Genomic DNA, 22,905 nt, shown 5'->3' on the forward strand with positions numbered 1-22,905 from the left:
CGCCTCAGGCCAGCAGGCGGCGGAAGTCGTGCACCGTCATCGGATAGCCCAGCCAGTAGCCCTGCGCAAGATCGCAGCCGCGCTCGCGCAGCACGTTGAACTGGCCTTCCTTTTCGACGCCCTCGGCGACCACAGTGATGCCGAGCGAGTGCGCCATGGCGATGATCGCGGTGGTGAGCGCCAGGTCGTCCGGATCGCGCAGTACGTCGGCGATGAAGCTGCGGTCGATCTTCACGCCATCCACCGGCACCCGCCGCAGGTGGCTCAGGCCGGAGAAGCCGGTGCCGAAATCGTCAAGCCAGACCTTCACCCCGGCGGTGCGCAGCCGTGACAGCAGGCTGCTGACCCGCAGTTCGTCGCCGATCACCGCGGTCTCGGTCAGTTCGACGTGCAGGCAGCCGGCTGGCAGGCCGGTTTCCTCCAGCACCCGCTCGACCTGTCCGGCGAGGTCGCCGGTGCGCAGCTGCCGCGCCGATACGTTGACCGAGACGAACAGCTCTTGGCCCGGGAAGTCGCGTCGCCAGCGCACCGCGTCCTGGCAGGCCGCGCGCAGCACCTGCGGGCCTATGACCTCGATCAGTCCGCTCTGCTCGGCGACGTCGATGAACACCGACGGGGCAACCATGCCGTGCTCCGGATGGTGCCAGCGCAGCAGCGCTTCGGCGCCGACCAGCCTGGTGTCCTCGAGCCGGAACACGGGTTGGTAGGCGATGCTCAGCTCACCGCGCTCCCACGCCCCGCGCAGGTCCTGTTCCATGCGCACGCGGCGCTCGACCGCCTGGTCCATCGCGCGGCTGTAGAAGCGGTAGCAGTTCTTGCCGGCCACCTTGGCCTGGTACATCGCGATGTCGCCGTTCTTCATCAGCATGCTGGCGCCGACCGCGTCGTCGGGGAACAGGGTGATGCCGATCGACGTCCCCAGGAACACCTGCCGGCCGCGCACCAGGATCGGACGGCTCAGCTCCGCCACCAGCGTCTCCGCCAGCCGGCTGGCCGCGGTGCGGATGCCGCCCGGGGCCAGCGCATCGGATTCGATCAGCACCACGAACTCGTCGCCGCCGAAGCGCGCGAGGTGCGCGCCCGCGCCGCCGTGGCGCTCCACCGCCTCCTGGATGCGCGTCGAGAACTGCACCAGCACCTCGTCGCCGGCGTCGTGGCCGAGGGTGTCGTTGATGCGCTTGAAGTCGTCGATGTCGGCGAACAGCAGCGCCAGCTGGCGACTGGCGCCGTGCAGCTCCATCAACCGGCGATCGAGCACCTCGCGGAACGCCAGCCGGTTCGACAGCCCGGTCAGCGCATCGGTGTAGGCCATGCGCCGCATCTCGCGGTCATGGCGCACGATGCTGTCGCCCATGCGCCCGAAGGCGCGCATCAGGTCGCCGAGCTCGTCGCGCCGACCATCCCTGGGGATGGCTGCGGCGAAATTGCCGGCTTCGATCTCGCGCGCGGCGTCGGCCAGCTGCCTGATCGGGCGCACCAGCGTGCGCTGCAACAGGAAGCTGATACCGCCGCCGAACACGACCAGCGCCGCCATCAACGCGGCGATCCAGCCGGCATGGCGGCGCCCGATCTCGCTCAGCCGCGCGCTCATGCCCTGCACCGCGCGCGCTTCGTCCTTGGCCACCGACGCCACCGAATAACCGATGCGCAAGCCACCGAGGCGCTGGTCGCCAAGCCGCACCGGCGTCGACACATCGAGGACGCTGTCGCTGGACTGCACGTGCGGACCGGTGCCGGCGATGGCCTCGTAGGCAAGCGCGTCGTCCATCACCTGACCGAACGTGGCGATGTCGCCCGATCCATCGTGGATCACCGCGCCCGTGTTGTCGTAGACCACGGCATAGGCGACATCGGGCTGTTTCATCACCGCGCGCAACAGGGCGCCGATCTGGTCCAGGTCGAAGTAGTACAGCGGGTTGACCAGGCTCGCCGCCAGCTGCACCACGGCGGCCTCGCCGCGTTCGGCCAGCCGGTCGAAGGCCAGCGCGTGCATCGACTCCTCGCTCAGCGCCAGCACCTCCTGGCGCATCACGTCCTGGCGATGCAGGACCAGTGCGACCACCCCCAGCACGACCAGCAGCGCAACCACCACCGCGGCCAGGAAGCGTGCATGCAACCCGTCGCGCAGCCTCATTCGATCTTCGCCCCGACACGCGACACGCCGGCACGCAGCAGGTCGAGCGAACGCGCGGTCGCGGCGTCCATCGGCAGGAACCGGGTGGTGTTGAAGAAGCGCAGCAGTGCCTCGCTGGCATCCGGATCGTTCGCTGCGGCGGCCAGCACCTCGCGCAGGCGTGCCTTGACCGCAGGATCCATGTCGCCGCGGGCCATCTCCAGCGCGCGCGGGAACTCGGGGGTGACATGGAACACCACCAGGTCGCCCCGGTAGCTGGCCGGCATGCGCTGCGCGCTGTCCCAGTCGAGATTGCTGAGCGCGCCGGCATCGACCAGCCGCTTGTGCACCCAGGTGGCGATGTTGAGCTCCGAGCGCGCGAACAGGTAGCCCACCGAGCCTTGCGCCGGGCGATCGCCCGGCGACAGCAGGATCTCCATGGGCAGGCCGCGGCTGATGAGCTCCATGGCCGGCAGGTAGTAGGCGCTGGTGGAGTTCAGGTTCTGGAAGGCGATGCTCCGCCCGCGCAGGTCGTCAAGGCTGTCGATGCCGCTGTCGCGGCGCGCGAAGAACACGGTGCGGTAGCTGCTCACGCCGCTGCGCTCGGTGAGCAGCAGCGGCTCCGCGCCCGCGCGCGTCTGCAGCTGCAGGGCGCTGGCCGTGGTCTCGGTGACCCAGTCGACGCGCCCACGGCGCAGGTAGCTCTCCATCTGCTTCAGGTCGCGCGCCATCAGGATGCGCCCCTCGCGGATGCCCACATCCGCCATCCGCGGCACCACGTAATCAAGCAGCGGCTTGAGCTGGTCGTAGTGCGCGGCGGGGTCGTCGCTGATGCGTCCCAGGACCAGCACGCCGGCATCGCTCGCCGCCGCCGTGTGCAGCAACGCGAGCAAGCACAGGACCATCGCGGCTGGCAGGTGGCGCAGTCGGCGGAACATCGCGGTCAAATGAGGCTCGCGTCACAGTGGCGGTGCAGCCTGGCAGCCTAGCGGAAATCACCTCCACTGGCACCTGCCGATCATTCCCCGGGGCCGGGCGGCGATGCCAGCCGCGCCATGCGCTGGGCGTCGGCCAGCACGCCGCGCAGCAGGCGCACCTCACGCGTGTCCAGGGCACAGCGCAGGAAGATGCGTCGCAGCTTGCGCAACGCCGACTCCGGTGCCCTGCCCTTGTGGAAATCGATTGCATCGAGGGTGTCGCCAAGCTGGGCGAAGAACCCCTCCAGCTCGGCGTGGCTGGCTGGAGGCTCGCGCTGCTCCTCCTGTGGCGCGAGGGCCACGGCATGGCCGCCGTCGGCCAGGGCCGCCATTCGCAGTTCGTAGGACAGCACCTGCACCGCGGCGGCCAGGTTGAGCGAGCTGTAGTCGGGATTGGCCGGGATATGCACCGCCGCATGGCACAGCTGCAGCTCGTCGTTGTCGAGCCCGGTGCGCTCGCGCCCGAACACCAGCGCCACCCGGGCACCGGAAGCCGCGGCGCCGTGCAGGCGCGCGGCAGCGGCACGCGGCGCCAGCTCCTCCAGCGCGATGCGCCGGCTGCGCGCGGTGCAGCCGAGCACCAGCGCGCAGTCGGCAACCGCTTCGGCGAGGCTTCCGACGATGCGCGCCGCGTCCAGCACGTCGTCCGCGCCCGCGGCCATCGCGATGGCATCGCCATGCGGATAGCGCTCCGGCGCCACCAGCACCAGGCGCTCCAGGCCCATGGTCTTGATCGCCCGCGCAGCCGCGCCGATGTTGCCCGGATGCTGGGTCCCGACGAGGACGATGCGGATTTCGCCGCCTTGCTGCGCGATGTTCATGGGTGCGAATGGTAAACTGCGCGACGGCCTCGAGCCGCCCGTTCTTTCCCCCTGCTGTCCATCCCAAGCGCCCGGAGCCTGCCCGCGATGCTACAACCTGCTGTCAACATCATGGTCAAGGCGGCCCGCGCCGGCGGCAACGTCCTGCTGCGCAACATGAACAAACTCGACGCACTCAACGTGGTCGAGAAGGAACGGATGGACTACGCCAGCGAGGTCGACGGACTGGCCGAAGCCGCCGTGATCAAGGAGCTGCGCCGCGCCTATCCCGAATACGCCGTGCTCGGCGAGGAAGGCGGGGCCATCAAGGGCAACCGCGGGCCGAGCCGCTACACCTGGGTCATCGACCCGCTGGACGGCACCAGCAACTACCTGCGCGGCTTCCCGCACTGGTGCGTCTCGATCGCGCTGTGCGAGGGTGCCGAGCCGCTGCACGCGGTGATCTTCGACCCGCTGCGCAACGAGCTGTTCACGGCCAGCCGCGGCAGCGGCGCGCAGCTCAACGGCCACCGCATCCGCATCGGCGAGCGCAAGGACCTGACCGGCGCCACCATCACCACCGGCTTCGCGCCGCGCGAACGCGCGCGCGTGGCGGCGCAGTTCGACTGCATGCGCCAGGTGCTGGCGACGGCCGAAGACATCCGCCGCACGGGCTCCGCCGCGCTCGACCTGGCGTACGTGGCCGCCGGGCGCACCGACGGCTACTTCGAGGCCGGCGTACAGGTCTGGGACGTCGCCGCCGGCATCCTGCTGGTCCGCGAGGCCGGTGGCCGCGTCAGTGATTTCCGCGGCGCCGCGCTTGGCCCGATGCACATCGCCATGCAGAGCCGCCAGGTGCTGGCCGGAAACCTCAAGCTGGCCGACGCGCTGCAGAAGACCATCGAAGCCTCGGGCTACGCCGCCGCGTTCTAAGCGGGACGCTGGCGCGGGTGCCGGGTACCAAGGCCCTTGAGGGCTCATGTCCCCCGGATCCGCCTGGCGGCGGATGCCTCCTCCTTGACTTCGCCCTCAAGGGCCTTGGCACCCGGTACGCCGCAGTACGCGGTGGTTCGAGGAGCAAAGGCCACAGCCCGGGGGGCACGCGCATGCTTCCTGCACCTGCAGCCAGCCCAGAGCCACGAAGTGGCCGGGAGGCTTTCGCGGGGAAGTAAAGGAGGAGGCGGCATCCGCCGCAGGCGGATCCGGGGGACATGAGCCGGGAAGGCCTCCCGGCCACTACCGGGCGCTCCACGCCCCTACCGCCCCCCCCGGAAACCGGAGAAGAAAAAACCCCGCGAGATGCGGGGTTTTTTGTCGTCGCACCCTGCCCCGCAATCCGGGGCAAGGAGTCGCGGGCGATCACGGCCTGCGTGCGAGTTCCGCGTCGTCGCGGGCTTTCGGCAGCAGGTCCTGCTTGGTGACCTTCAGGAAGCCCATGGTGAGCAGCGGGCAGGCCGCGAAGATCGACGACAGCGTGCCGAACACGATGCCGATCATCATCGCCGACGACATGCCCTGCAGCGAACCGCCGCCGTACAGGTACAGCGCGAACACCGTCAGGAACGCCGCCACCGAGGTGATGATGGTGCGCGACAGGGTCTGGTTGATCGACGCGTTCAACACCTCGTGCGGCGGCGCGCGCATGCTGCGGAAGTTCTCGCGCACGCGGTCGAAGACCACGATGGTGTCGTTGATCGAGAAGCCCATCACCGACAGCAGGCCGGCCAGCACGGTGAGGTCGAACTCGCGCCCGGTGAGTGCGAAGAAGCCCGCCACGATCAGCACGTCGTTCAACGTGGTGACGATGGCCGCGACCGCGAACTTCCACTCGAACCGGAAGCCGATGTAGATCAGAAAGCCGACCACCACGAACAGCAGCGCGTACAGGCCATTCCATGCGAGCTCGCGACCGACCTGCGGGCCCACGAACGCGTTGCTCTGGATGGTCGCCTGGTTGCCCTCGGCGGAGGCAGCCGCACGGACTTCCTCGGCGGTGCGCGCGTTGGCGTCGGCGCTGGTCTCGCCGTCGCGCGGCTGCAGGCGCACCAGCAGGTCGCTGCCGCTGCCGTAGGTCTGCACCTGCGCGCTGGCGTAGCCGGCCGCCTCCAGGCGTTCGCGCACGCCGTCGACGTCGGCCGCCTGCTGGAAGCGCAGCTCCACCACGGTGCCGCCGGTGAAATCCAGCGCGTAGTTGAAGCCGATGCCGGCGATCGCCGCGATCGAGCCGATGGTGAGCGCCAGCGAGACCAGCACCGACACCCAGCGCAGGCGCATGAAGTCGATGTTCGGGGTGGCCGGGATGAGCCGCAACGGGAAAATGGTCATGGTCGTGTTCCCGTCAGATGGGCAGGGTGGTGAGTTTCTTGCGGCCGCCATAGACCAGCGTGGCGATGCCGCGCGACACCGTCACCGCGGTGAACACCGAGGTCAGGATGCCGATCACCATCGTCACCGCGAAGCCCTTCAGCGGCCCGGTGCCGAACGCGAACAGCGCGATGCCGGCCAGCAGCGCGGTCATGTTGGAGTCGAAGATGGTGCCGGAGGCCTTGTCGTAGCCGGTGGCGATCGCCGCCCTCGCCGGCAACCCGGCGCGCAACTCCTCGCGTATGCGTTCGTTGATCAGCACGTTGGCGTCGACCGACATGCCGATCGACAGCGCCAGCCCGGCAAAGCCCGGCAGCGACATGGTGGCGCCGAACAGGCTCATCACCGCCACCACCATCAGCAGGTTGAGCAGCAGCGCGATGCAGGTGAACAGGCCGAACATGCGGTAGTAGATGCCGAAGAACAGCAGCGTGAACACGAAGGCGTACATCACCGCCTGGGTGCCGCGCTCCACGTTCTCCTTGCCCAGGCTCGGGCCGACGATGCGCTCCTCGATGAAGTCCATCGGTGCCGCCAGCGAACCGGAACGCAGCAGGCGCGCCAAGCCGTCGGCCTCGGCCTTCTCGAGGCCCGTGGTCTGGAACTGCTTGCCGAACACGCCGTTGATGTTGGCCACCGAGATCACTTCCTCGCTGACCCGGAAACTGCGCACTTCCTCGCCGGCGGCGTTGGTGGTCAGCTGCGGGATGCGCTCGATGTACACCACCGCCATCGGCTTGCCGACGCTCATCGAGGTGAAGTCGAACATGCGCTGGCCGCCGAGGTTGTTGAGCGTCACGCTCACCGCCGGCATGCCGTTCTCGTCGAGGGTCGACTGCGCGGTCACCATCTGCTCGCCGGAGGCGATCACGCGCTTGTTGAGCAGCACCGGGATCGGGCGGCCGTCGACGCCGACTTCGCGGCGGTAGTACACGCGCGCCTCGGGCGGCACGTTGCCGCTGGCGACGGCGTCGAAGGGATCGCCGTCCACAACCGCGCGGTATTCCAGCGTGGCGGTCGCGCCGATCATGCGCTTGGCCTCGGCGGTGTCCTGCACGCCGGGCAGCTGCACGACCACGCGGTCGGCGCCCTGGCGGGTGATCACCGGGTCGCCCACGCCGATCTCGTCGATGCGGTTGCGCAGCGTGGTGATGTTCTGGTCGATCGCGTCGGTGGAGATCTGGTTGAGCTCGGCGTCGGGCACGCGGACGGTGATGCGCTTGCCCACCGCCTCGCGCAGCAGCGTCGGCTGCGCGGTGGCCAGCAGGCCCATGGCGCGGTCGGCGTCGGCGGCGTCGGCGAGGCTGGCGACGGTCACGCCGCCGGCCGTGCGCTCGACCGAGTCGTAGCGGATGCGGTTGTCGCGCAGCACCGCGCGGATCTCGTCGGCGTAGGCGTCGAGGCGCTTGTCCAGCGCCGCCTTCTGGTCGACCTGCAGCACGAAATGCACGCCGCCCTGCAGGTCAAGGCCCAGCAGCATGGGCTTGGCGCCCACGGCTTCGAGCCAGGCCGGCACGGTGGACGCGAGATTCAGCGCGACGATGTAATCCTCACCCAGCACCGGACGCAGCGCGTCGGACACCAGGGTCTGGTCGGCCAGGCTGGTCAGCCGCACCATCATTTCCTTGTCGTCGGTGTCCACCGCCTTCGCGGTGACCCCCGCCTCGGCCAGCGCGGCGTCCACCTTGCCGCGCAGCTCGGCGCCGATGGTCGCGCCGCGGTTGGCGGTGATCTGTACGGAGGGATCCTGCGGATAGATGTTGGGCAGCGCGTACAGCGCGCTCAACAGCACCACGAGGAGGATGACGACGTACTTCCAGCGGGGAAATTCAAGCATGGCTTCGTCTTGCGGGAGGTCTTCCCGCGGACGGGAGCGACATGGTCGGGGCCCGGCGGCGGAACCGCGCGCCGGGCTCGGGGGAGCGTGTTCCGGCGGTCAGGCCGCCTTGAGCGTGCCCTTGGGCAGGACGTTGCCGACCGAACCCTTCTGCACGCGGATCTCGACGCCGTTGGCGATCTCGACGGTGAGGAAGCTGTCGCCGATGTTGCGCACCACGCCGGCGATGCCGCCGCTGGTGATCACCTCGTCGCCCACTGCAAGCTTCTCGAGCATGCCGCGATGCTCCTTGGCGCGCTTCATCTGCGGGCGGATCATCAGGAAGTACATGATCAGCAGCAGGATCACCGGGAACGCGAGGGTGGTCAGCATGCTCGGCGCCGCGGCGGGGGCGGCGGCCTGGGCATAGGCGGGGGCGATCAGCAGGTCGAGCGGGTTGGGCAGGCTCATGGGTTCATCCATCAAGGCGGAAATCAGCGGGGAAGTATGCCATGCGGCCGGCGGCGGGCGCTTTCAACGCCTGACGCAGGCCGCGCGGTCAGCCTGGCCGGGCGGCCGCGGCCGCGCGTACGGCATGGAAGGACTCGCGGAAGGCCTGGAAGGTTCCCGCCTCGATCGCCGCTCGCATCCCCGCCATCAGCGACTGGTAGTACCAGAGGTTGTGCAGGGTGCCGAGGATCGGGCCGAGCATCTCGTTGCAGCGGTCCAGGTGGCGCAGGTAGGCGCGGCTGTAGCCGCCGGCGCAGGTCGGGCAACCGCAGCCCTCCTCGATCGGCCCGTTGTCGCGGTCATGGCGGGCGTTGCGGATGCGCACCGTGCCGGTGGACGTGAAGTAATGGCCGTTGCGCGCGTTGCGGGTCGGCATGACGCAATCGAACATGTCGACGCCGCGCGCCACCGCTTCCACCAGGTCCTCGGGCCGGCCCACGCCCATCAGGTAGCGCGGATGGTCTTCCGGCAGCTGCGGGCAGGTGTGCTCCAGCATCGCGTTGCGCTCGGCCTCGGTCTCGCCCACCGCCAGGCCGCCGATCGCGTAGCCGTCGAAGCCGATCGCCTTCAGCCCTTCCGCCGACCGCGAGCGCAGGTCGTGGTGCACCCCGCCCTGCACGATGCCGAACAACGCCGCGTCGTTGCCCTCGTGGGCGCGCCGGGAGCGTTCGGCCCAGCGCAGCGACAGCTCCATCGAGCGATCCACCACGCCGGCGTCCACCGGCTTTCCGTCGACGTGCACCGGCGGACATTCGTCGAAGATCATCACGATGTCGGAGCCGAGCACCTTCTGGATGTGCATCGACTCCTCGGGCCCCAGGAACACCTTCGAGCCGTCGGTGGGCGCCGAGAAGGTCACGCCGGCTTCGGTGATCTTGCGGCGGTGCGCCAGCGAGAACACCTGGAAGCCGCCGGAGTCGGTGAGGATCGGCCCGTCCCAGCGCATGAAGCCGTGCAGGCCGCCGTGCGCTTCGATCACCTCCAGCCCCGGCCGCAGGTACAGGTGGAAGGTGTTGCCGAGGATGATCTGCGCCCCCAGCGCCTTGACCTGCTCCGGCAGCAGGCCCTTGACCGTGCCGTAGGTGCCGACCGGCATGAACGCCGGCGTTTCGATCACGCCACGCGGGAAGGTGAGGCGGCCGCGGCGGGCGCCGCCGTCGCGGGCGGACAACTGGAACTGCATGCGGGACATGGACGGTGCTGCCGGCGCGTGGACAAGGCCGGCCATTGTCGCGGATCAGGCGCGGCCGCGGAAACCGCGTTCAACGCGGGAAACGCACCAGGCCGTCTTCGTCCACGCGCAGGCTGATCCCGCCGCCTGGCGTGTGGGCTTCCAGGAGGTCGATCTCGACCACGTAACCACCGGGCAGGCGCACGCTGCCCGCGTGCCCCGGCCCGCGGAACCCGGCCGCCAGCAGCTCGCCGTGGATCGCGCCCGCCGCGTCCGGGTGCAGCGCGTCGGGACGCAGCAGCACGTCGTCGTCGCCCGGCAGCCCGAGCGACGAGGCCGGCACCAGCGTGCCGCGGCCGATGAAACCGGCCACGAAGCGGTCGGCCGGCCGCCGGTACAGCGCCTCGGCGGTGTCCCACTGCAGGATCCGGCCGCGGTCCATCACCCCGATGCGGTCGGCCATGGCGAATGCTTCCGCCTGGTCGTGGGTGACCATCAGCACCGTCGTGCCCGCGGCCTTGAGCAACGCGCGCAGTTCCAGCGCCAGGTGTTCGCGGGTATCGGTGTCGAGGTTGGAAAACGGCTCGTCGAGCAGCAGCAGCGCCGGGCCCGGCGCCAGCGCGCGCGCGAGTGCCACGCGCTGCTGCTGGCCGCCGGACAGCTCGTGGGGATAGGCCGCGGCCGACATCGACAGGCCGACAAGTGCGAGCAGCTCCGCCACCCGCGCGCCGCGCGCCGCGCGCTCCAGCCGCTGCAGGCCGAACGCGACGTTGGCCGCCACGTCGAGGTGCGGGAACAGCGCGTAGTCCTGGAACATCATGCCCACCCGGCGCTGCTCCGGCGGCAGCGACAGCCGTGTGCTGGACACGCAGTCGCCATCCAGGGTGATGGATCCGGCGCGCACCGGCTCGAAGCCGGCGATCGCACGCAGCACCGTGGTCTTGCCGCAGCCGGACGCGCCGAGCAGGCAGCCGATGGTGCCCGCCTCCAGTCGCAGCGAAAGGCCGTCGACCACCACCTTCGGCCCCCCGCGCGCCGGATAGGCCACGTCGATCACGTCCACGTCCAGCAGCGGTGCGCTCACGACGCGCGCTCCTTCCCGAAGCGCAGCCCTGTGCGCGCCAGCAGCACCACCGGCAACAGCCCCACCAGCACGATCAGCATTGCCGCCACCGCTCCCTCCTCGTAGGTGCCGCGCGATGCCTCGGCATACAGCCAGGTCGCCAGCGTCTCGAAATTCAGCGGCCGCAGCAGCAGCGTCGCCGACAGCTCCTTCATCGCGTCCACGAACACCAGCAGCGCGGCGGCGGCCAGAGACGGGCGCAGCAGCGGCAGGTGCACGCGGCGCAGGATGGCCCCCGCACGGTGCCCGAGGCTGGCCGCGGCCTGGTCGAGCGACGGCGGAATGCGCGCCAGGCCGGACTCGATGCCGCCGGCCGCGATCGCCAGGAAGCGCAGCATGTACACCAGCACCAGCGCCGCCACCGAGCCCATCAACAGCATCCGCGGCTCCATGCCAAACACGCGCAGCGCAAGGTTGGCGCCATCGTCGAACCACGCCAGCGGCATCAGCAGGCCGATCGCCAGCACCGTGCCGGGCACCGCGTAGCCGAGGCTTGCCGCACGCAGCCGCAGCGCGGCAGGGCGTTCTCGGCGACGGCCCTGCGCCAGGCGCAGCGCCCACGCCATCACCAGTCCCGCGAGCACCGTGGCCAGCGTCGCCGCCACCGCGACCAGCACCGTGTTGCGCGTGCTCGCCAGCAGCTGCGGGGACACCCCGCCGTCGCCCAGCCGCGCCATGGTTTCCGCCACCAGGTAGCCCGCGGGCAGCACGAAGCCCACCACCACCGGCAGCAGCGCCAGGGCGAAGGCCAGCGCGGCACGGCCACCGCGCAGCCGCAGGGGCTGCATCGGCCGCGGGCGCTGCCCGGACGCGTAGCGCTGCCGCCGGCGCGCGTGGCGCTCCAGCGCCAGCAGCGCCACCACCACCACCAGCATCGACAGCGCGATCTGCGCCGCGCCCGGCAGGTCGCTGCGCGTGATCCAGGTGGTGTAGACCGCCACCGTGAGCGTCTGCACGCCAAGGAATTCGGATGCCCCGATATCGTTGAGCGCCTCCATCAGCGCCAGTGCGGTACCCACCGCGATCGCCGGACGCGCCAGCGGCAGCGCCACGCGCCGGAACACCGCCGCCGGCGAGGCGCCCAGCGTGCGCGCGGCCTCGATCAGTCCGGCCGCCTGGGTCATGAACATCGCACGCGTGGTCAGGTACACGTAGGGGTAGAGCACGAAGCCGAGCAGCACGATGCAGCCGGCCAGCGAACGGATGTCGGGCAGGCGGAAGTCGCGCGGGCTGTCGTAGCCCAGCAGCGAGCGCACCATGCCCTGCACCGGCCCCAGCGGGTGCAGCAGGTCGAGGTAGGCGAACGCCACGATGTAGGTCGGCACCGCCAGCGGCAGCAGCAGCGCCCAGGCCAGCGTGCGTCGGCCGGGAAACTCGTAGGCGGTGACCAGCCAGGCCGCGCCGGTACCGATCGCGACCACCAGCACGCCTACGCCGGCCAGCAGCAGCAACGTGTTGCGGGCGGCGGTCGGCAGCACGTGCACCACCACGTGCGACCACATGCCGTTACTGCCCTGGAGTGCGGTCCAGGCCAGCGACAGCAGCGGCGACAGCACCACCGCGGCAATGCCCGCCGCGGCCAGCTGCCAGGGGTCCAGGCGGCGCAGCGCCGCGGCGGCACCGCGGCTTGCGTGAAGGTTCATGCCGAGAGGGCCGACCGGGCCGGCCAGGTTGGCCGGCGCCGTGCTCAATTGTCGAAGCCGACCTTGTCGACCAGCTCACTCGCCTGGCGGCGATGGCGCACGACCTCGGTCAACGGCAGCGGGTCGATGCGCAGCTCGCCGAAGCTCGCCACCACCGGATCAAGCTCCACGCCGGCCTTCACCGGGTACTCGTAGTTCGCGCGTGCATACAGACTCTGCGCCTCGTCGGAGACCAGGTACTCCATCAGCCGCACCGCGTTGTCGCGGTTCGGCGCATGGCGTGCCACGGCCGCTCCGCTGATGTTGACGTGCGTGCCGCCGCCATCGGCGCCGGCGAACACCGGGCGGATCACCTTGATGGCCTCGCCCCACTGGTGCTGCTCGGAACCGGGCTCGGCGTTCTTCATGCGACCGACGTAATACGCGTTGGCCAGGCCGATGTCGCAGATGCCGGCGAGGATGTCGCGGGCCACGTCGCGGTCGCCGCCGGCCGCCTTGCGCGCCAGGTTGGCCTTGACGCCGCGCAGCCAGGTTTCGGTGGCCTCGGCGCCGTCGTGCGCGATCATCGCGGCGAACAGGCTGGTGTTGTACGGGTGCTGGCCGGAGCGGATGCACACCCTGCCCTTCCACTTCGGATCTGCAAGGTCCTCGTAGGCGAAGGAGTCCAGCGCCAGGTCGCGGTGCGCGTACAGCACGCGGTCACGCAGCGACAGCGCGAACCAGTGGCCGTCCGCGCCGCGCAGGTGCGCCGGAATGGCGGCCTCGAGCACGTCGGAATCGATCGCCTGGGTATGGCCCGCCTCGACGACATCCAGCAGGTTGCCGGTGTCCACGGTCATCAGCACGTCGGCCGCCGAACGCTCGCCTTCCGCCTTCAGGCGCTCCATCAGCCCGTCCTTGAGCAGCACCGTGTTGACCGTGATGCCGGTATCGCGGGTGAACGCGTCAAGCAGTGGCTGGATCAGTCCCGGCTCGCGCGTGGTGTACAGGTTCACCTCGCCCGCCGCGGCATCGGCCTGCGGCGTCGTGGCGCCGGCATCCTCCGCGGACGGCGCCTGCTTGCCGCAGGCGGCGAGCAGCAGCGCGGCGCATGCGGCAGCGAGAAGTGCGGCGGGACGGTTGGATCGGGACGGCATCTGCACGGGAGCTCCTGGGATCGTTCGCGGGCGTGGCCACGGCTGCAGCCGTAACGGGCGGTAATGAGAATCACTATTGTCTCACCGGTCGCCGGCAGCGGCTAGCCACAGGCGCGCGGGCCGGGCTCGAGGCCGGAGCCCGGCCGAAAGCGCCTACAATCGCCTGCTTTGCGCGGACCCCCCATGGCCCCCAACGCCACCGTCTACAAGGTCGAGCTGCAGGTCAGCGACATGGACCGGCACTACTACGCCCTGCACAACCTCACCCTGGCGCAGCACCCGTCCGAAACGCCCGGCCGGCTGATGGTGCGCCTGCTGGCGTACGCGCTGTTCGCCGAAGAGCGCCTGGAGTTCGGCCGCGGCCTGAGCAACGAGGAAGAACCCGACCTCTGGCGCCGCGACTACACCGGCGACATCGAGCAGTGGATCGACCTGGGCCAGCCCGATGAAAGCCGCATCCGCAAGGCGGCAGGACGCGCCAGGCAGGTGGTCGTTGTGACCTACAGCGGCGGCGGCGCCGCGATCTGGTGGGGCAAGAACGCGGCCGCGCTGGCGCGCATCAGGAACCTGGTCGTGGTCGACATCGGCGCCGACACCGTGGCCGCGATGGAAGGCCTGCTCGAACGCGGCATGCGCCTGACCGCGATGATCCAGGACGGCGAGCTGCAGCTGATGAGCGATGCGGCCAACGTCGTGTTCACCCCGCGCTGGCTGCAGGGCGGCCCTCAGTCCTCCGGATAAAGCAGCATCGCGTCGCCGTACGAGAAGAAGCGGTAGCGCTCGCGCACCGCATGCGCGTACGCCGCGAACACCCGGCCCTTGCCCGCGAACGCCGACACCAGCATCAGCAGGGTCGATTCCGGCAGGTGGAAGTTGGTGAGCAGCACATCGGCCGAGGTGATGCGGTAACCGGGGAAGATGAAGATGCTGGTCTCCCCCGCGAACGGCCGCAGCACGCCGTCGACCGTCGCCGACTCCATCGCCCGCACCACCGTGGTGCCCACCGCCACCACGCGCCCGCCGGCCGCGCGCGTCGCGTGCACCTGGTCCACAAGCTCCGCACCGACGTTGATCCACTCGCTGTGCATGTGGTGGTCGCGCACGTCGTCCACGCGCATGGGCTGGAACGTCCCGGCGCCGACGTGCAGGGTGACGTGGCCGAAGTCGACGCCGCGCGCGCGCAGCGATTCCAGCAGCACTTCGTCGAAATGCAGGCCCGCGGTGGGCGCGGCCACCGCACCCGACTCGCGTGCGAACACCGTCTGGTAGCGCTCCGCGTCGTCGGCGCCGGCATCGCGCTGGATGTAGGGCGGCAGCGGCAGGCGGCCGGCCTTCAGCAGCCACGACTCCAGTGCCCCCTCGACATGGAAGCGCAGGTGGTGGAAGGCGCCGTCGCTTGCCAGCACTTCGGCCTCGCCGCCGGCGTCGAACAGGATCCGGTTGCCAGGCTTCGGCGTCTTGCTGGCGCCCACCTGCGCACGGGCCTCGTTGCCCGGCAGCAGGCGCTCGATCAGGATTTCCACGCGCCCGCCGGTGCCCGCCTTGTGGCCGAACAGGCGCGCCGGGATCACCCGTGTGTCGTTGAACACCAGCAGGTCGCCGCTGCGCAGGAACTCCGGGAGGTCACGGACGTGGCGGTCTTCGAACGTCGCCACCGCAGGCGGCACCACCAGCATGCGGCTGGCCGAACGCTCGGCCAGCGGCGCCTGTGCGATCAGCGCCTGCGGCAGGTCGAAATGGAAATCGGACTTCTTCACTGCAGGGGTTCCGTCAGCGCTGGAATTTGGTGGAAAGGACGAGCGACGAGGTGGTGCGCTCAACACCGTCGAGCGCACCGATGTGGTCGGTCAGCGCATCCATGTCGCCGATCGTCGGCACCACGGCCTGCGCCACCAGGTCCCACGGTCCGCTGACCGACTGCAGGCTGCGGAGTTCCGGCATGTTCCGCAGCGCCTCGACCACCGCCGGCGCCTGCTTGGGGAACACGGTGACCATGATCAGGGCGCGGATGCGCTCGCGCTCGTAATCATCCTTCACCCGCACCGTGTAGCCGGCAATCACGCCCATGCGTTCCAGGCGCTCGATGCGGCTCTGGACCGTGGTCCGCGACAGTTGCAGGCGCCGTGCGATCTCGGCGGTGGACGCGCGCGCGTTCTCGCGCAGCAGCGACAGCAATGCCTCGTCGGAGCCGGTCAGTTTCATCTCGCCCATTCCGTACGTCGATTCGACGAAAGCTACCCGACTATTGCGCAATTCGCACCTACCAAGCGCCGAACCCATGGCGATAATAGAAGGCGAGGCGCCGGAGGGTGCCACTCCAACCCGAGGATCCGCACCATGTCCGTGACCGCCAAGCTCGCCACGCTCCGCGCCCGCAAGGGCCACCGCCGCACCACCGGCCTGGATGACGCCACCGTGGAGCGCCTGGCCGCGGGCCATGCCGACCTCGCCGCCGTGATCGACGCGGCCGCCGCGGAATTCTCCCGTATCGAAGCCGAGTTCGACGACCTCCTCGACCTCGACGAGGATGCGCAGATCCAGGCGGTGCAAGCGGGCTACGTCAACTTCTATCCGCAGGACGGCGTGAACCCGTATGTCGCACTCGTCGCGCGCGGGCCGTGGATCGTGACCCTCAAGGGCGCGGTGCTGTACGACACCGGCGGCTACGGCATGCTCGGCTTCGGCCACGCGCCGCAGGCGGTGATCGATGCGATGGCCAGGCCGCAGGCGATGGCCAACGTCATGACGCCCAGCCTGTCGCAGCTGCGCCTGGACCGCGCGCTGCGCACCGAGATCGGCCACAGCATCGGCGGCTGCCCGTATGCCGCCTTCATGTGCCTCAACTCCGGCTCCGAGTCGGTGTCGCTGGCCGCGCGCATCGTCGACACCAACGCCAAGACCATGACCGACCCCGGCGCCCGCCACGCCGGCCGCACGATCAAGCGCCTGGTGGTCAAGGGCGCCTTCCACGGTCGCACCGAGGCGCCGGCGCTGTACTCCAACTCCTCGCGCAAGGCCTACGAGGGCGCGCTGGCCAGCTACCGCCACGAGGACAGCGTGATCGTCGTGCCGCCCTACGACCTGGCGGCGCTGAAGCAGGCCTTCGCCGATGCCGATGCCAAGGGCTGGTTCATCGAGGCGATGTTCCTGGAGCCGGTGATGGGCGAAGGCGATCCCGGCCGCGGCGTGCCCGTGGCGTTCTACGCCGCCGCGCGCGAGCTCACGAAGGCGCATGGTTCGCTGCTGCTGGTCGACTCCATCCAGGCCGGCCTGCGCGCCACCGGCGCGCTGTCGATCGTCGACTACCCCGGCTTCGAGGGGCAGGAGGCGCCGGACATGGAGACCTACTCCAAGGCGCTCAACGCCGGCCAGTACCCGCTGTCGGTACTTGCGGTCAACGCGCGTGCTGCCGGCGTCTACAAGCGAGGCACCTACGGCAACACCATGACCGCCAATCCGCGCGCCGCCGATGTCGGCGTCACGGTACTGGGCCTCGTCACCCCCGAAGTGCGCGCCAACATCCGCGCCCGCGGCCAGCAGGCGCTCGAGAAGCTCGAGGCGCTCAAGGCCGAGCTCGGCGGCCTGATCACCAAGGTGCAGGGCACCGGCCTGCTGTTCTCCTGCGAGCTGGCACCGGGCTTCAAGGGCTACGGGGCGGGTTCGTCGGAAGAGTGGCTGCGCGAGCGCGGCCTGGGCGTGATCCATGGCGGCGAGAACTCGCTGCGCTTCACCCCGCGCTTCGAGATGTCGGAAGACGAGCTGGACCTGGTGGTGTCGATGGTCAAGCGCGCGCTTCTCGAAGGCCCGCGGGTGCAGGCTGCGGCCTGATCACCTCCCCCTGCTACTCCGTGGCCTGACGGGCCCCGTGGTGGCCGTGAGGCCTTCGCGGCTCATGTCCCCCGGCATCCGCCTCGCGGCGGATGCCTCCTCCTTGACTTCCCCGCGAAGGCCTCACGGCCACTTTGGGGCCGGGTGGCGGCTGTGGGTGCGGGAGAGCAAAGGCCAGGCCGAGGAGCAAAGGCACCGACCAGAGAGCAAAGCATCAGATCGCGGGGTGTGCCTTTCAACCCCCGCGTAATGCGGCGCAGCGGGTGCCAAGGGCCTTGAGGGCGAAGTCAAGGAGGAGGCATCCGCTGCAGGCGGATCCGGGGGACATGAGTCCTCAAGGCCCTTGGTACCCGCCACCCAAGTGAAGCGCCCTACTCCCAGCAGCGGTCCGTACGGCCTTTCAGCGTCGCCGAGCGGCCACAGTCACGCTGCTCGATACGGTCTTCGGTGTGTTCGACAATCCGCCGCCCCGAAACCCGGTCGCCGATGAGCGAGAAGGCGTCGTAGAGGCGGCCGGTTGCGGTGCGTGCCTCGTAGCGGAGCGTGTCGCCGTCGATGCGGATGACCTGGAAGAGCTGGGTGTCTTCGGCCACCGGCGCCATGGTCTCGCGGGCTTCCATCGAGAGCAGGTACTGCTTGGCGCCGGCCACCGACACCACGTACTGCGGCGTCGCCCTGCCGGCATCGCCGGCGCGGCGACCGTAGGTGTGGTCGTGGCCCTGCAGCACCAGGTCGACGGAATGGCGCTCGAGCACCGGCATCAGGTGCCGGCGCAGCACCCGGTTGTCGCGACCCTCGCGCGGCGAATACATCGGCTGGTGGATGGCCACGATCGTCCAGGCGCGCGGGCTGTCGCGCAGCACGCCGTCGAGCCATGCGGCCTGCGCCCTGGCGGTACCGAGGTCCAGCGCCGAGGTGCCGTCGAGCACCACGAAACGCGCGTCGTGCATGTCGAACCAGTAGGTGGTGGCCTCCGCCCCCGGCGCGCCGTTGCCGGGCAGCGCGAACATGTGCGGCCAGTGCGCGCCCAGCACGCGGCGCTCCTGCGGCGTGTCCTCGAACTCCTCGAAATACTCGTGGTTGCCGGCCAGGGGCGCGAGCAGCATGGTCGACGCCAGCGGTGCCGCGATGTCGGACCACTCGCCCCACTCGTTGTCGTCTTCGCCGTCGCCACCGCTCACCAGGTCACCGGCGAACAGCGCCAGCCGCGCCTTGGGGGCGTGGCGCATCGCCTCGAGCACCACGCGCGTGACGAGGCTGGCGTTCTTGTTCTGGGTGTCGCCGAAGTACAGGAATTCGAGAGGCGTACCCGGAGCCGCCGCCGTGCGCAGCTGCCGCCACGGGCTCCACCAGCCGTTGCCGCCCTGCACGCGGAATGCGTACAGCGTGTCGGGCTGAAGACCGCCCACCGTTACCTGGTGCTGGTGACCGGCGCCGTTCTCCGTGGTGAACGCGCGGCTGTGCGCCGCCAGGCTGCGCGTCACGCCCATGTCGGGCGAATCGCCGGCGACCACCAGCTCCAGCCTTGGCGCATCCACGCCGTAGGCAGTGCGCCACGACACCTGGAAGCCGCTCGCAGGATCCCCGGCCGGTGAGGCGACGATGCGGTCGGGGTGTGCGGCCGGCGCGTAGCGCAGGTCGCCGGCGGGCACCAGGGTGTTGGGCTCCACTTCGCGGGTGTCGCCCGCTGCGGTGCCTGTCATGTCTCGCGACGCCGCCGGGCTGGCCACGGCCAGCGCGAAGAGCACCGCCAGCAGCAGGCGGCCTGCCCCGCGCGACGCCATGCCACCCACGGTCAGCGCGTTCATCGGGTGCATGCCGGCAGGTCGAGCGCGGACGCGATCTCGCGCCAGTCGATCGCCACCGCGCCCTGGTCGTCGTGCACCGCATACAGCACGCCGTCGGGAAACTGCGCGGTCGGTGCGTCATGCAGCCAGATGCCGTCGGTGTTGGCGACCGTCGACCCTGCGACTGCACCCGCATGCTCCAGCGTGTCGCGCGCGAACAGATGGAATGCGGTGCTGCCCTTGCCCTGTTCGGTGGTGATCCACCAGCCACCACCATCCGCGCAGGTCTTGAGCACGATGCCCTCGGCCTGCGCCTGCAGGAACTCGGCACCGATGGTGCGGCCGCTGAACGCGCCGGCCAGATCGTAGACCTTGAACTCGTTGGCGTAGGTCTCGTCTTCCTCGGCGATCAGCAGGCGGTCGTTGGCGGGATCGCCCCACAGGGATTCGACAACGCGCAGCGCGCCATCAGCTGACGTGTCGCCGAAGGCACCGACATGGCGGGTAGCGAAGCCGTCGCCCCGCGGCGAGAGGGCGAAGCGCTGCACGCGTCGACCGAGTTCCTGCAGCGGCGGCAGGATGTCATCGCCGGCCGCGTCCACGCCGGCCATGTAGGCGTCGGTGACATACACCTCGTAGCCGCCGTCGACTTCGCCCACCCACAGGCCGTATGGCAGCTGCAGCACGTCGGCGCCGAACTCGGCCACCGTCTCCATGCCCGGTAGGCGCAGCACCTGCACGCGCCGGTTGTCGCGCTCGACCACGAACGCGAAATCATCGACCACGGCGATGCCGTTCGGCCGGTCGAACTGGCCCGCGCCCGCGCCGCGCCCGCCGACATGACGCAGGAATGCACCCGTGCCGGCGTCGTACACCACCAGCCGATGCGTGGCCTTGGCTGTGGCCAGCAGCAGCACGTTGCCATCGGCGCCGGTCCAGCTGGCAACCGAGTCGATGTTGTCGTCAGGCGTCATCGGCGTGGCGAAGGCTTCAGGCACAGCGACAGCATCGATGCTTGTGGCCTGACGCGCGGCTTCCCGTGCCCGGTCGGCGCGGTCTTCGCCATCCTCGACCGCCGGCTTGCCGGAACAGGCAGCAAGCAACAGGACGGAAACGGCAACGGAAATCAGGCGCTGGGGCATCGGGGATCAACCTTGGATCAGGGGCGCGCGTGTCACGCAAGCGAAACATCATCCCCGCGCTCCATGACGACTGGATTGCAGGGCATCGGACCCGGCAACGGTCACATGCATGCCATGCGCGTGCCATTCAATACGCCGATCACTTCGCTTCCGGATCCGCTGCATGAACCGCATCTTCAAGGCCACCCTTCTTTCGCAGGCGCTCATGCTTGCACTGGTGGCACCGGCCGCACTTGCACAGGCCACGGCCCCCGATGGCTCGGCCGATGCGGCAGGCGAACCCAGGCAGCTCGATTCGGTTGTCGTGCAGGGCGAGATCACCTATCGCAACCGCACCACCGACACGGCGCCGGTGCTCAGCTACGACCTCGAGTATTTCCAGCGCTTCGAGCCGAACACGGTGGGCGACATGGTCAAGCGCCTGCCCGGCGCGGCGTTCGTCGGCTCCGACATCATGGAGTTCGACGGCGTGCAGCTGCGCGGCATGGGCGGCGGCTACACCCAGGTGCTGATCAACGGCAAGAAGGTGCCGGGTGCCGGCGACGACCGTTCGTTCTGGGTCGACCGCATCCCGGCGGACATGGTCGACCGCATCGAGATCCTGCGCAGCAACAGCGCCAACCGCTCGGGCGACGCCATCGCCGGCGCGATCAACATCATCCTGCGCGATGCCTACGAGTTCGACGGCGGCTACCTGCGCGTCGGCGTGAACCGCGCGCACGACGGCGAAGTGAATCCGACGTTCGGCGCCGTCGCCAGCGGCGAGGCGCTCGGCGGCCGAATCCTCGCCGGCATCAACGTGCAGGACCGCTACCGCGCCAAGTTCAAGCGCTCCGACCGCTTCACCGATCCATCGATGGAGGAACTGGTCAGCTGGGAGGACCAGACCGAAGTGAAGGACGGTCGTGACTATTCCGGCAACCTGTCCTGGACCGCGGACGTGGGCGACACCGGGCGATTGAGTGTCGACGGCTTCTACGTCAAGACCGACCGCGACGTGACCGAAGTGTCCTTCGAGGAGGAATACGACGACGGCGAGGTGATCACCTCCAACGTGCCGGGCCTTGGCACGGTCAACCAGAAGAACTGGGGCCTCGGCGCCGAGTACCAGTTCGACATGGCGGGCGGCCGCACCACGTTCGGCGTCGACCACGCGCGCTTCGAGGACGACAGCATCGAAAGCGAGGAGGCGCATGCCTACGTCGACGGCGAATGGGACGAATCCGAGGCCGAGGCCGAGGCGCTGGATGCGAAGGACGCCGAAACAAGCTTCACGGTCGCCCACAAGCGGCCGCTGGGCGCCAGCGACATGGAGTTCGGCCTCGACTACCGCGCGAAGAAGCGCGACCTGACGTACTCGTTCTATGAAGGTGCGGCCGACAACGAGGGCGACCCGCTGGTCTACGCGCTCGACGGCATTGTCGCCAGCGTGATCGAGGAAAAGCGCCTCGATCCCTACCTGATGTTCTCAGGCACGCACGGCATCCTCTCCTGGGAGACCGGGCTGCGCCTGGAGACCACCAGGTCCGACATCCGCTACAGCGAGGACGGCGAGGTCGAGGGTGCCGCGAGCAAGGACTACAACGAACTGCTGCCGTCGCTGCACCTGAAGTGGGCCCTGACCGATGCCGACCGCCTCAGCCTGTCGCTGGCCGGCAGCATCAAGCGCCCCGACTTCAACGAGCTGGTGCCGGCCCTGCTCGACGGCGAATTCGGCGACAACGACTACATCGGCAATCCGCAGCTCGACGCGGAAACCGCCAACGGCCTCGACTTCGGCTACGAACGTCGCCTCGGCAAGCGTGGCGTGGTCGGCATCAACCTGTTCTACCGCGACGTCAGGAACCTGATCGAACTGGTGAATACCGGCGAGCCTAGCGAGGAAGCGCGGGACGCCTGGGACGACATGGTGGAGGACGGCGACTACGCCAGCGTCGAGGAGGCCATGGCGGCGGAACCGGCCGAAAGCTGGCTGTTCACGTCGGCCAACGTCGGCGACGGCAAGGTCTACGGCGTCGAGTTCGACCTGTCGACCCCGCTGTCGGCGTTCGGCTTGGACAGCACCGGCGTGTTCCTGAACTACGCGTACGTGAAGTCGGACGTCGAAGACTTCATGGGCAAGCGCCGCTTCAACAACCAGGCCCGATCGGCGTTCAACGTCGGCTTCATCCAGGATCTGCCCTCGCTGGCCGCGAGCTTCGGCGTGACCTATCGCAAGCAGGGCGACGCCTACGAGCGCATCGTGGGCGAGGAAGTCACCATCCGCTACGGCGAGGACCTGGAAGCGTTCGTCGAGAAGCGCATCGGCAACAGCCTGTCGCTGCGCCTGTCAGCCGCCAACCTGCTGGATGCGTCGAAGGACGAGTTCTTCCACAAGTTCGACACCCTCGGCGACCAGCTGGCGCGCGACCACAAGGAGTACGAGCTGGAGACCGAGGAAGCCGGCCCGGCCTGGCAGCTGGTCATGCGCTGGGCGTTCTGACCCGCTTGCTGCA

General features: G+C 69.6%; 18 protein-coding genes. 4 read left to right on the forward strand and 14 right to left on the reverse strand.

What is annotated here, in order from left to right; translation table 11 throughout:
• Nucleotides 1–4 precede the first annotated feature (4 nt).
• The 3 genes from JHB91_RS03905 to JHB91_RS03915 all read right to left on the reverse strand — a co-directional run bounded on the left by JHB91_RS03905 (nt 5) and on the right by JHB91_RS03915 (nt 3,911).
• On the reverse strand, nt 5–2,134 hold the full coding sequence (locus JHB91_RS03905) for a GGDEF domain-containing phosphodiesterase (RefSeq protein ID WP_199372494.1): 2,130 nt from the start codon (nt 2,132–2,134) through the stop codon (nt 5–7).
• Nucleotides 2,131–3,018, reverse strand: coding sequence for a phosphate/phosphite/phosphonate ABC transporter substrate-binding protein (locus tag JHB91_RS03910; RefSeq protein WP_199472645.1), 888 nt, complete (start codon nt 3,016–3,018; stop codon nt 2,131–2,133). The genes JHB91_RS03905 and JHB91_RS03910 overlap by 4 nt, the downstream gene beginning before the upstream one ends.
• A gap of 113 nt (nt 3,019–3,131) precedes the next feature.
• Complete coding sequence (locus JHB91_RS03915) at nt 3,132–3,911, reverse strand: RNA methyltransferase (RefSeq protein WP_199471608.1); 780 nt, start codon at nt 3,909–3,911, stop codon at nt 3,132–3,134.
• An 87-nt stretch (nt 3,912–3,998) separates the two neighbouring features.
• Between JHB91_RS03915 and JHB91_RS03920 the strand changes: the two genes are divergently transcribed.
• The gene (locus JHB91_RS03920) at nt 3,999–4,823 is read left to right on the forward strand and encodes an inositol monophosphatase family protein (RefSeq protein WP_199372492.1); all 825 of its coding nucleotides are present in this window, start codon (nt 3,999–4,001) and stop codon (nt 4,821–4,823) included.
• Nucleotides 4,824–5,249: 426 nt separating this feature from the next.
• Here the strand turns inward: JHB91_RS03920 and secF are convergent, their stop codons facing one another.
• The 7 genes from secF to JHB91_RS03955 all read right to left on the reverse strand — a co-directional run bounded on the left by secF (nt 5,250) and on the right by JHB91_RS03955 (nt 13,653).
• Nucleotides 5,250–6,215, reverse strand: a complete 966-nt coding sequence (gene secF / locus JHB91_RS03925) for a protein translocase subunit SecF (protein ID WP_199372491.1) — start codon at nt 6,213–6,215, stop codon at nt 5,250–5,252.
• 13 nt (nt 6,216–6,228) lie between these two features.
• Nucleotides 6,229–8,091, reverse strand: a complete 1,863-nt coding sequence (gene secD, locus JHB91_RS03930) for a protein translocase subunit SecD (protein WP_199471610.1) — start codon at nt 8,089–8,091, stop codon at nt 6,229–6,231.
• Nucleotides 8,092–8,190: 99 nt separating this feature from the next.
• Nucleotides 8,191–8,541 carry a preprotein translocase subunit YajC gene (gene yajC / locus JHB91_RS03935; protein WP_182821537.1) on the reverse strand — a complete coding sequence of 117 codons (351 nt, stop codon included), beginning with the start codon at nt 8,539–8,541 and terminating at the stop codon, nt 8,191–8,193.
• 88 nt (nt 8,542–8,629) lie between these two features.
• Complete coding sequence (tgt, locus tag JHB91_RS03940; protein WP_199471612.1) at nt 8,630–9,772, reverse strand: tRNA guanosine(34) transglycosylase Tgt; 1,143 nt, start codon at nt 9,770–9,772, stop codon at nt 8,630–8,632.
• Nucleotides 9,773–9,842: 70 nt separating this feature from the next.
• Nucleotides 9,843–10,835 carry an ABC transporter ATP-binding protein gene (locus tag JHB91_RS03945; RefSeq protein WP_199372488.1) on the reverse strand — a complete coding sequence of 331 codons (993 nt, stop codon included), beginning with the start codon at nt 10,833–10,835 and terminating at the stop codon, nt 9,843–9,845.
• Nucleotides 10,832–12,517, reverse strand: a complete 1,686-nt coding sequence (locus JHB91_RS03950) for an iron ABC transporter permease (protein WP_199471614.1) — start codon at nt 12,515–12,517, stop codon at nt 10,832–10,834. The genes JHB91_RS03945 and JHB91_RS03950 overlap by 4 nt, the downstream gene beginning before the upstream one ends.
• A 44-nt stretch (nt 12,518–12,561) precedes the next feature.
• Entirely contained in the window at nt 12,562–13,653 is a 1,092-nt protein-coding gene (locus tag JHB91_RS03955; protein WP_199471616.1) for a Fe(3+) ABC transporter substrate-binding protein, read from the reverse strand.
• Between the two features lie 183 nt (nt 13,654–13,836).
• Between JHB91_RS03955 and JHB91_RS03960 the strand changes: the two genes are divergently transcribed.
• Nucleotides 13,837–14,394 carry a YaeQ family protein gene (locus tag JHB91_RS03960; protein WP_199372485.1) on the forward strand — a complete coding sequence of 186 codons (558 nt, stop codon included), beginning with the start codon at nt 13,837–13,839 and terminating at the stop codon, nt 14,392–14,394.
• Here the strand turns inward: JHB91_RS03960 and queA are convergent.
• Nucleotides 14,379–15,410 (reverse strand): tRNA preQ1(34) S-adenosylmethionine ribosyltransferase-isomerase QueA, encoded by a 1,032-nt coding sequence (gene queA / locus JHB91_RS03965; protein ID WP_199471619.1) that lies wholly within the window; start codon nt 15,408–15,410, stop codon nt 14,379–14,381. The genes JHB91_RS03960 and queA overlap by 16 nt on opposite strands.
• 13 nt (nt 15,411–15,423) lie before the next feature.
• Entirely contained in the window at nt 15,424–15,855 is a 432-nt protein-coding gene (locus JHB91_RS03970; RefSeq protein WP_199372483.1) for an Lrp/AsnC family transcriptional regulator, read from the reverse strand.
• Nucleotides 15,856–15,990: 135 nt separating this feature from the next.
• On the opposite strand from JHB91_RS03970, the gene JHB91_RS03975 reads away from it, so the two are divergent.
• Entirely contained in the window at nt 15,991–17,481 is a 1,491-nt protein-coding gene (locus JHB91_RS03975) for an aminotransferase class III-fold pyridoxal phosphate-dependent enzyme (RefSeq protein ID WP_199471621.1), read from the forward strand.
• Between the two features lie 371 nt (nt 17,482–17,852).
• Here the strand turns inward: JHB91_RS03975 and JHB91_RS03980 are convergent, their stop codons facing one another.
• On the reverse strand, nt 17,853–19,289 hold the full coding sequence (locus JHB91_RS03980) for a metallophosphoesterase family protein (protein ID WP_199471624.1): 1,437 nt from the start codon (nt 19,287–19,289) through the stop codon (nt 17,853–17,855).
• Complete coding sequence (locus tag JHB91_RS03985) at nt 19,286–20,410, reverse strand: phytase (protein WP_199471627.1); 1,125 nt, start codon at nt 20,408–20,410, stop codon at nt 19,286–19,288. Before JHB91_RS03985 ends, JHB91_RS03980 begins: the two co-directional genes overlap by 4 nt.
• A gap of 163 nt (nt 20,411–20,573) precedes the next feature.
• On the opposite strand from JHB91_RS03985, the gene JHB91_RS03990 reads away from it, so the two are divergent.
• Nucleotides 20,574–22,892, forward strand: coding sequence for a TonB-dependent receptor (locus JHB91_RS03990; RefSeq protein WP_199471630.1), 2,319 nt, complete (start codon nt 20,574–20,576; stop codon nt 22,890–22,892).
• The last annotated feature ends 13 nt before the right edge of the window (nt 22,893–22,905 follow it).

Source organism: Luteimonas sp. MC1828, assembly GCF_016461615.1.
GTDB lineage: Bacteria > Pseudomonadota > Gammaproteobacteria > Xanthomonadales > Xanthomonadaceae > Luteimonas.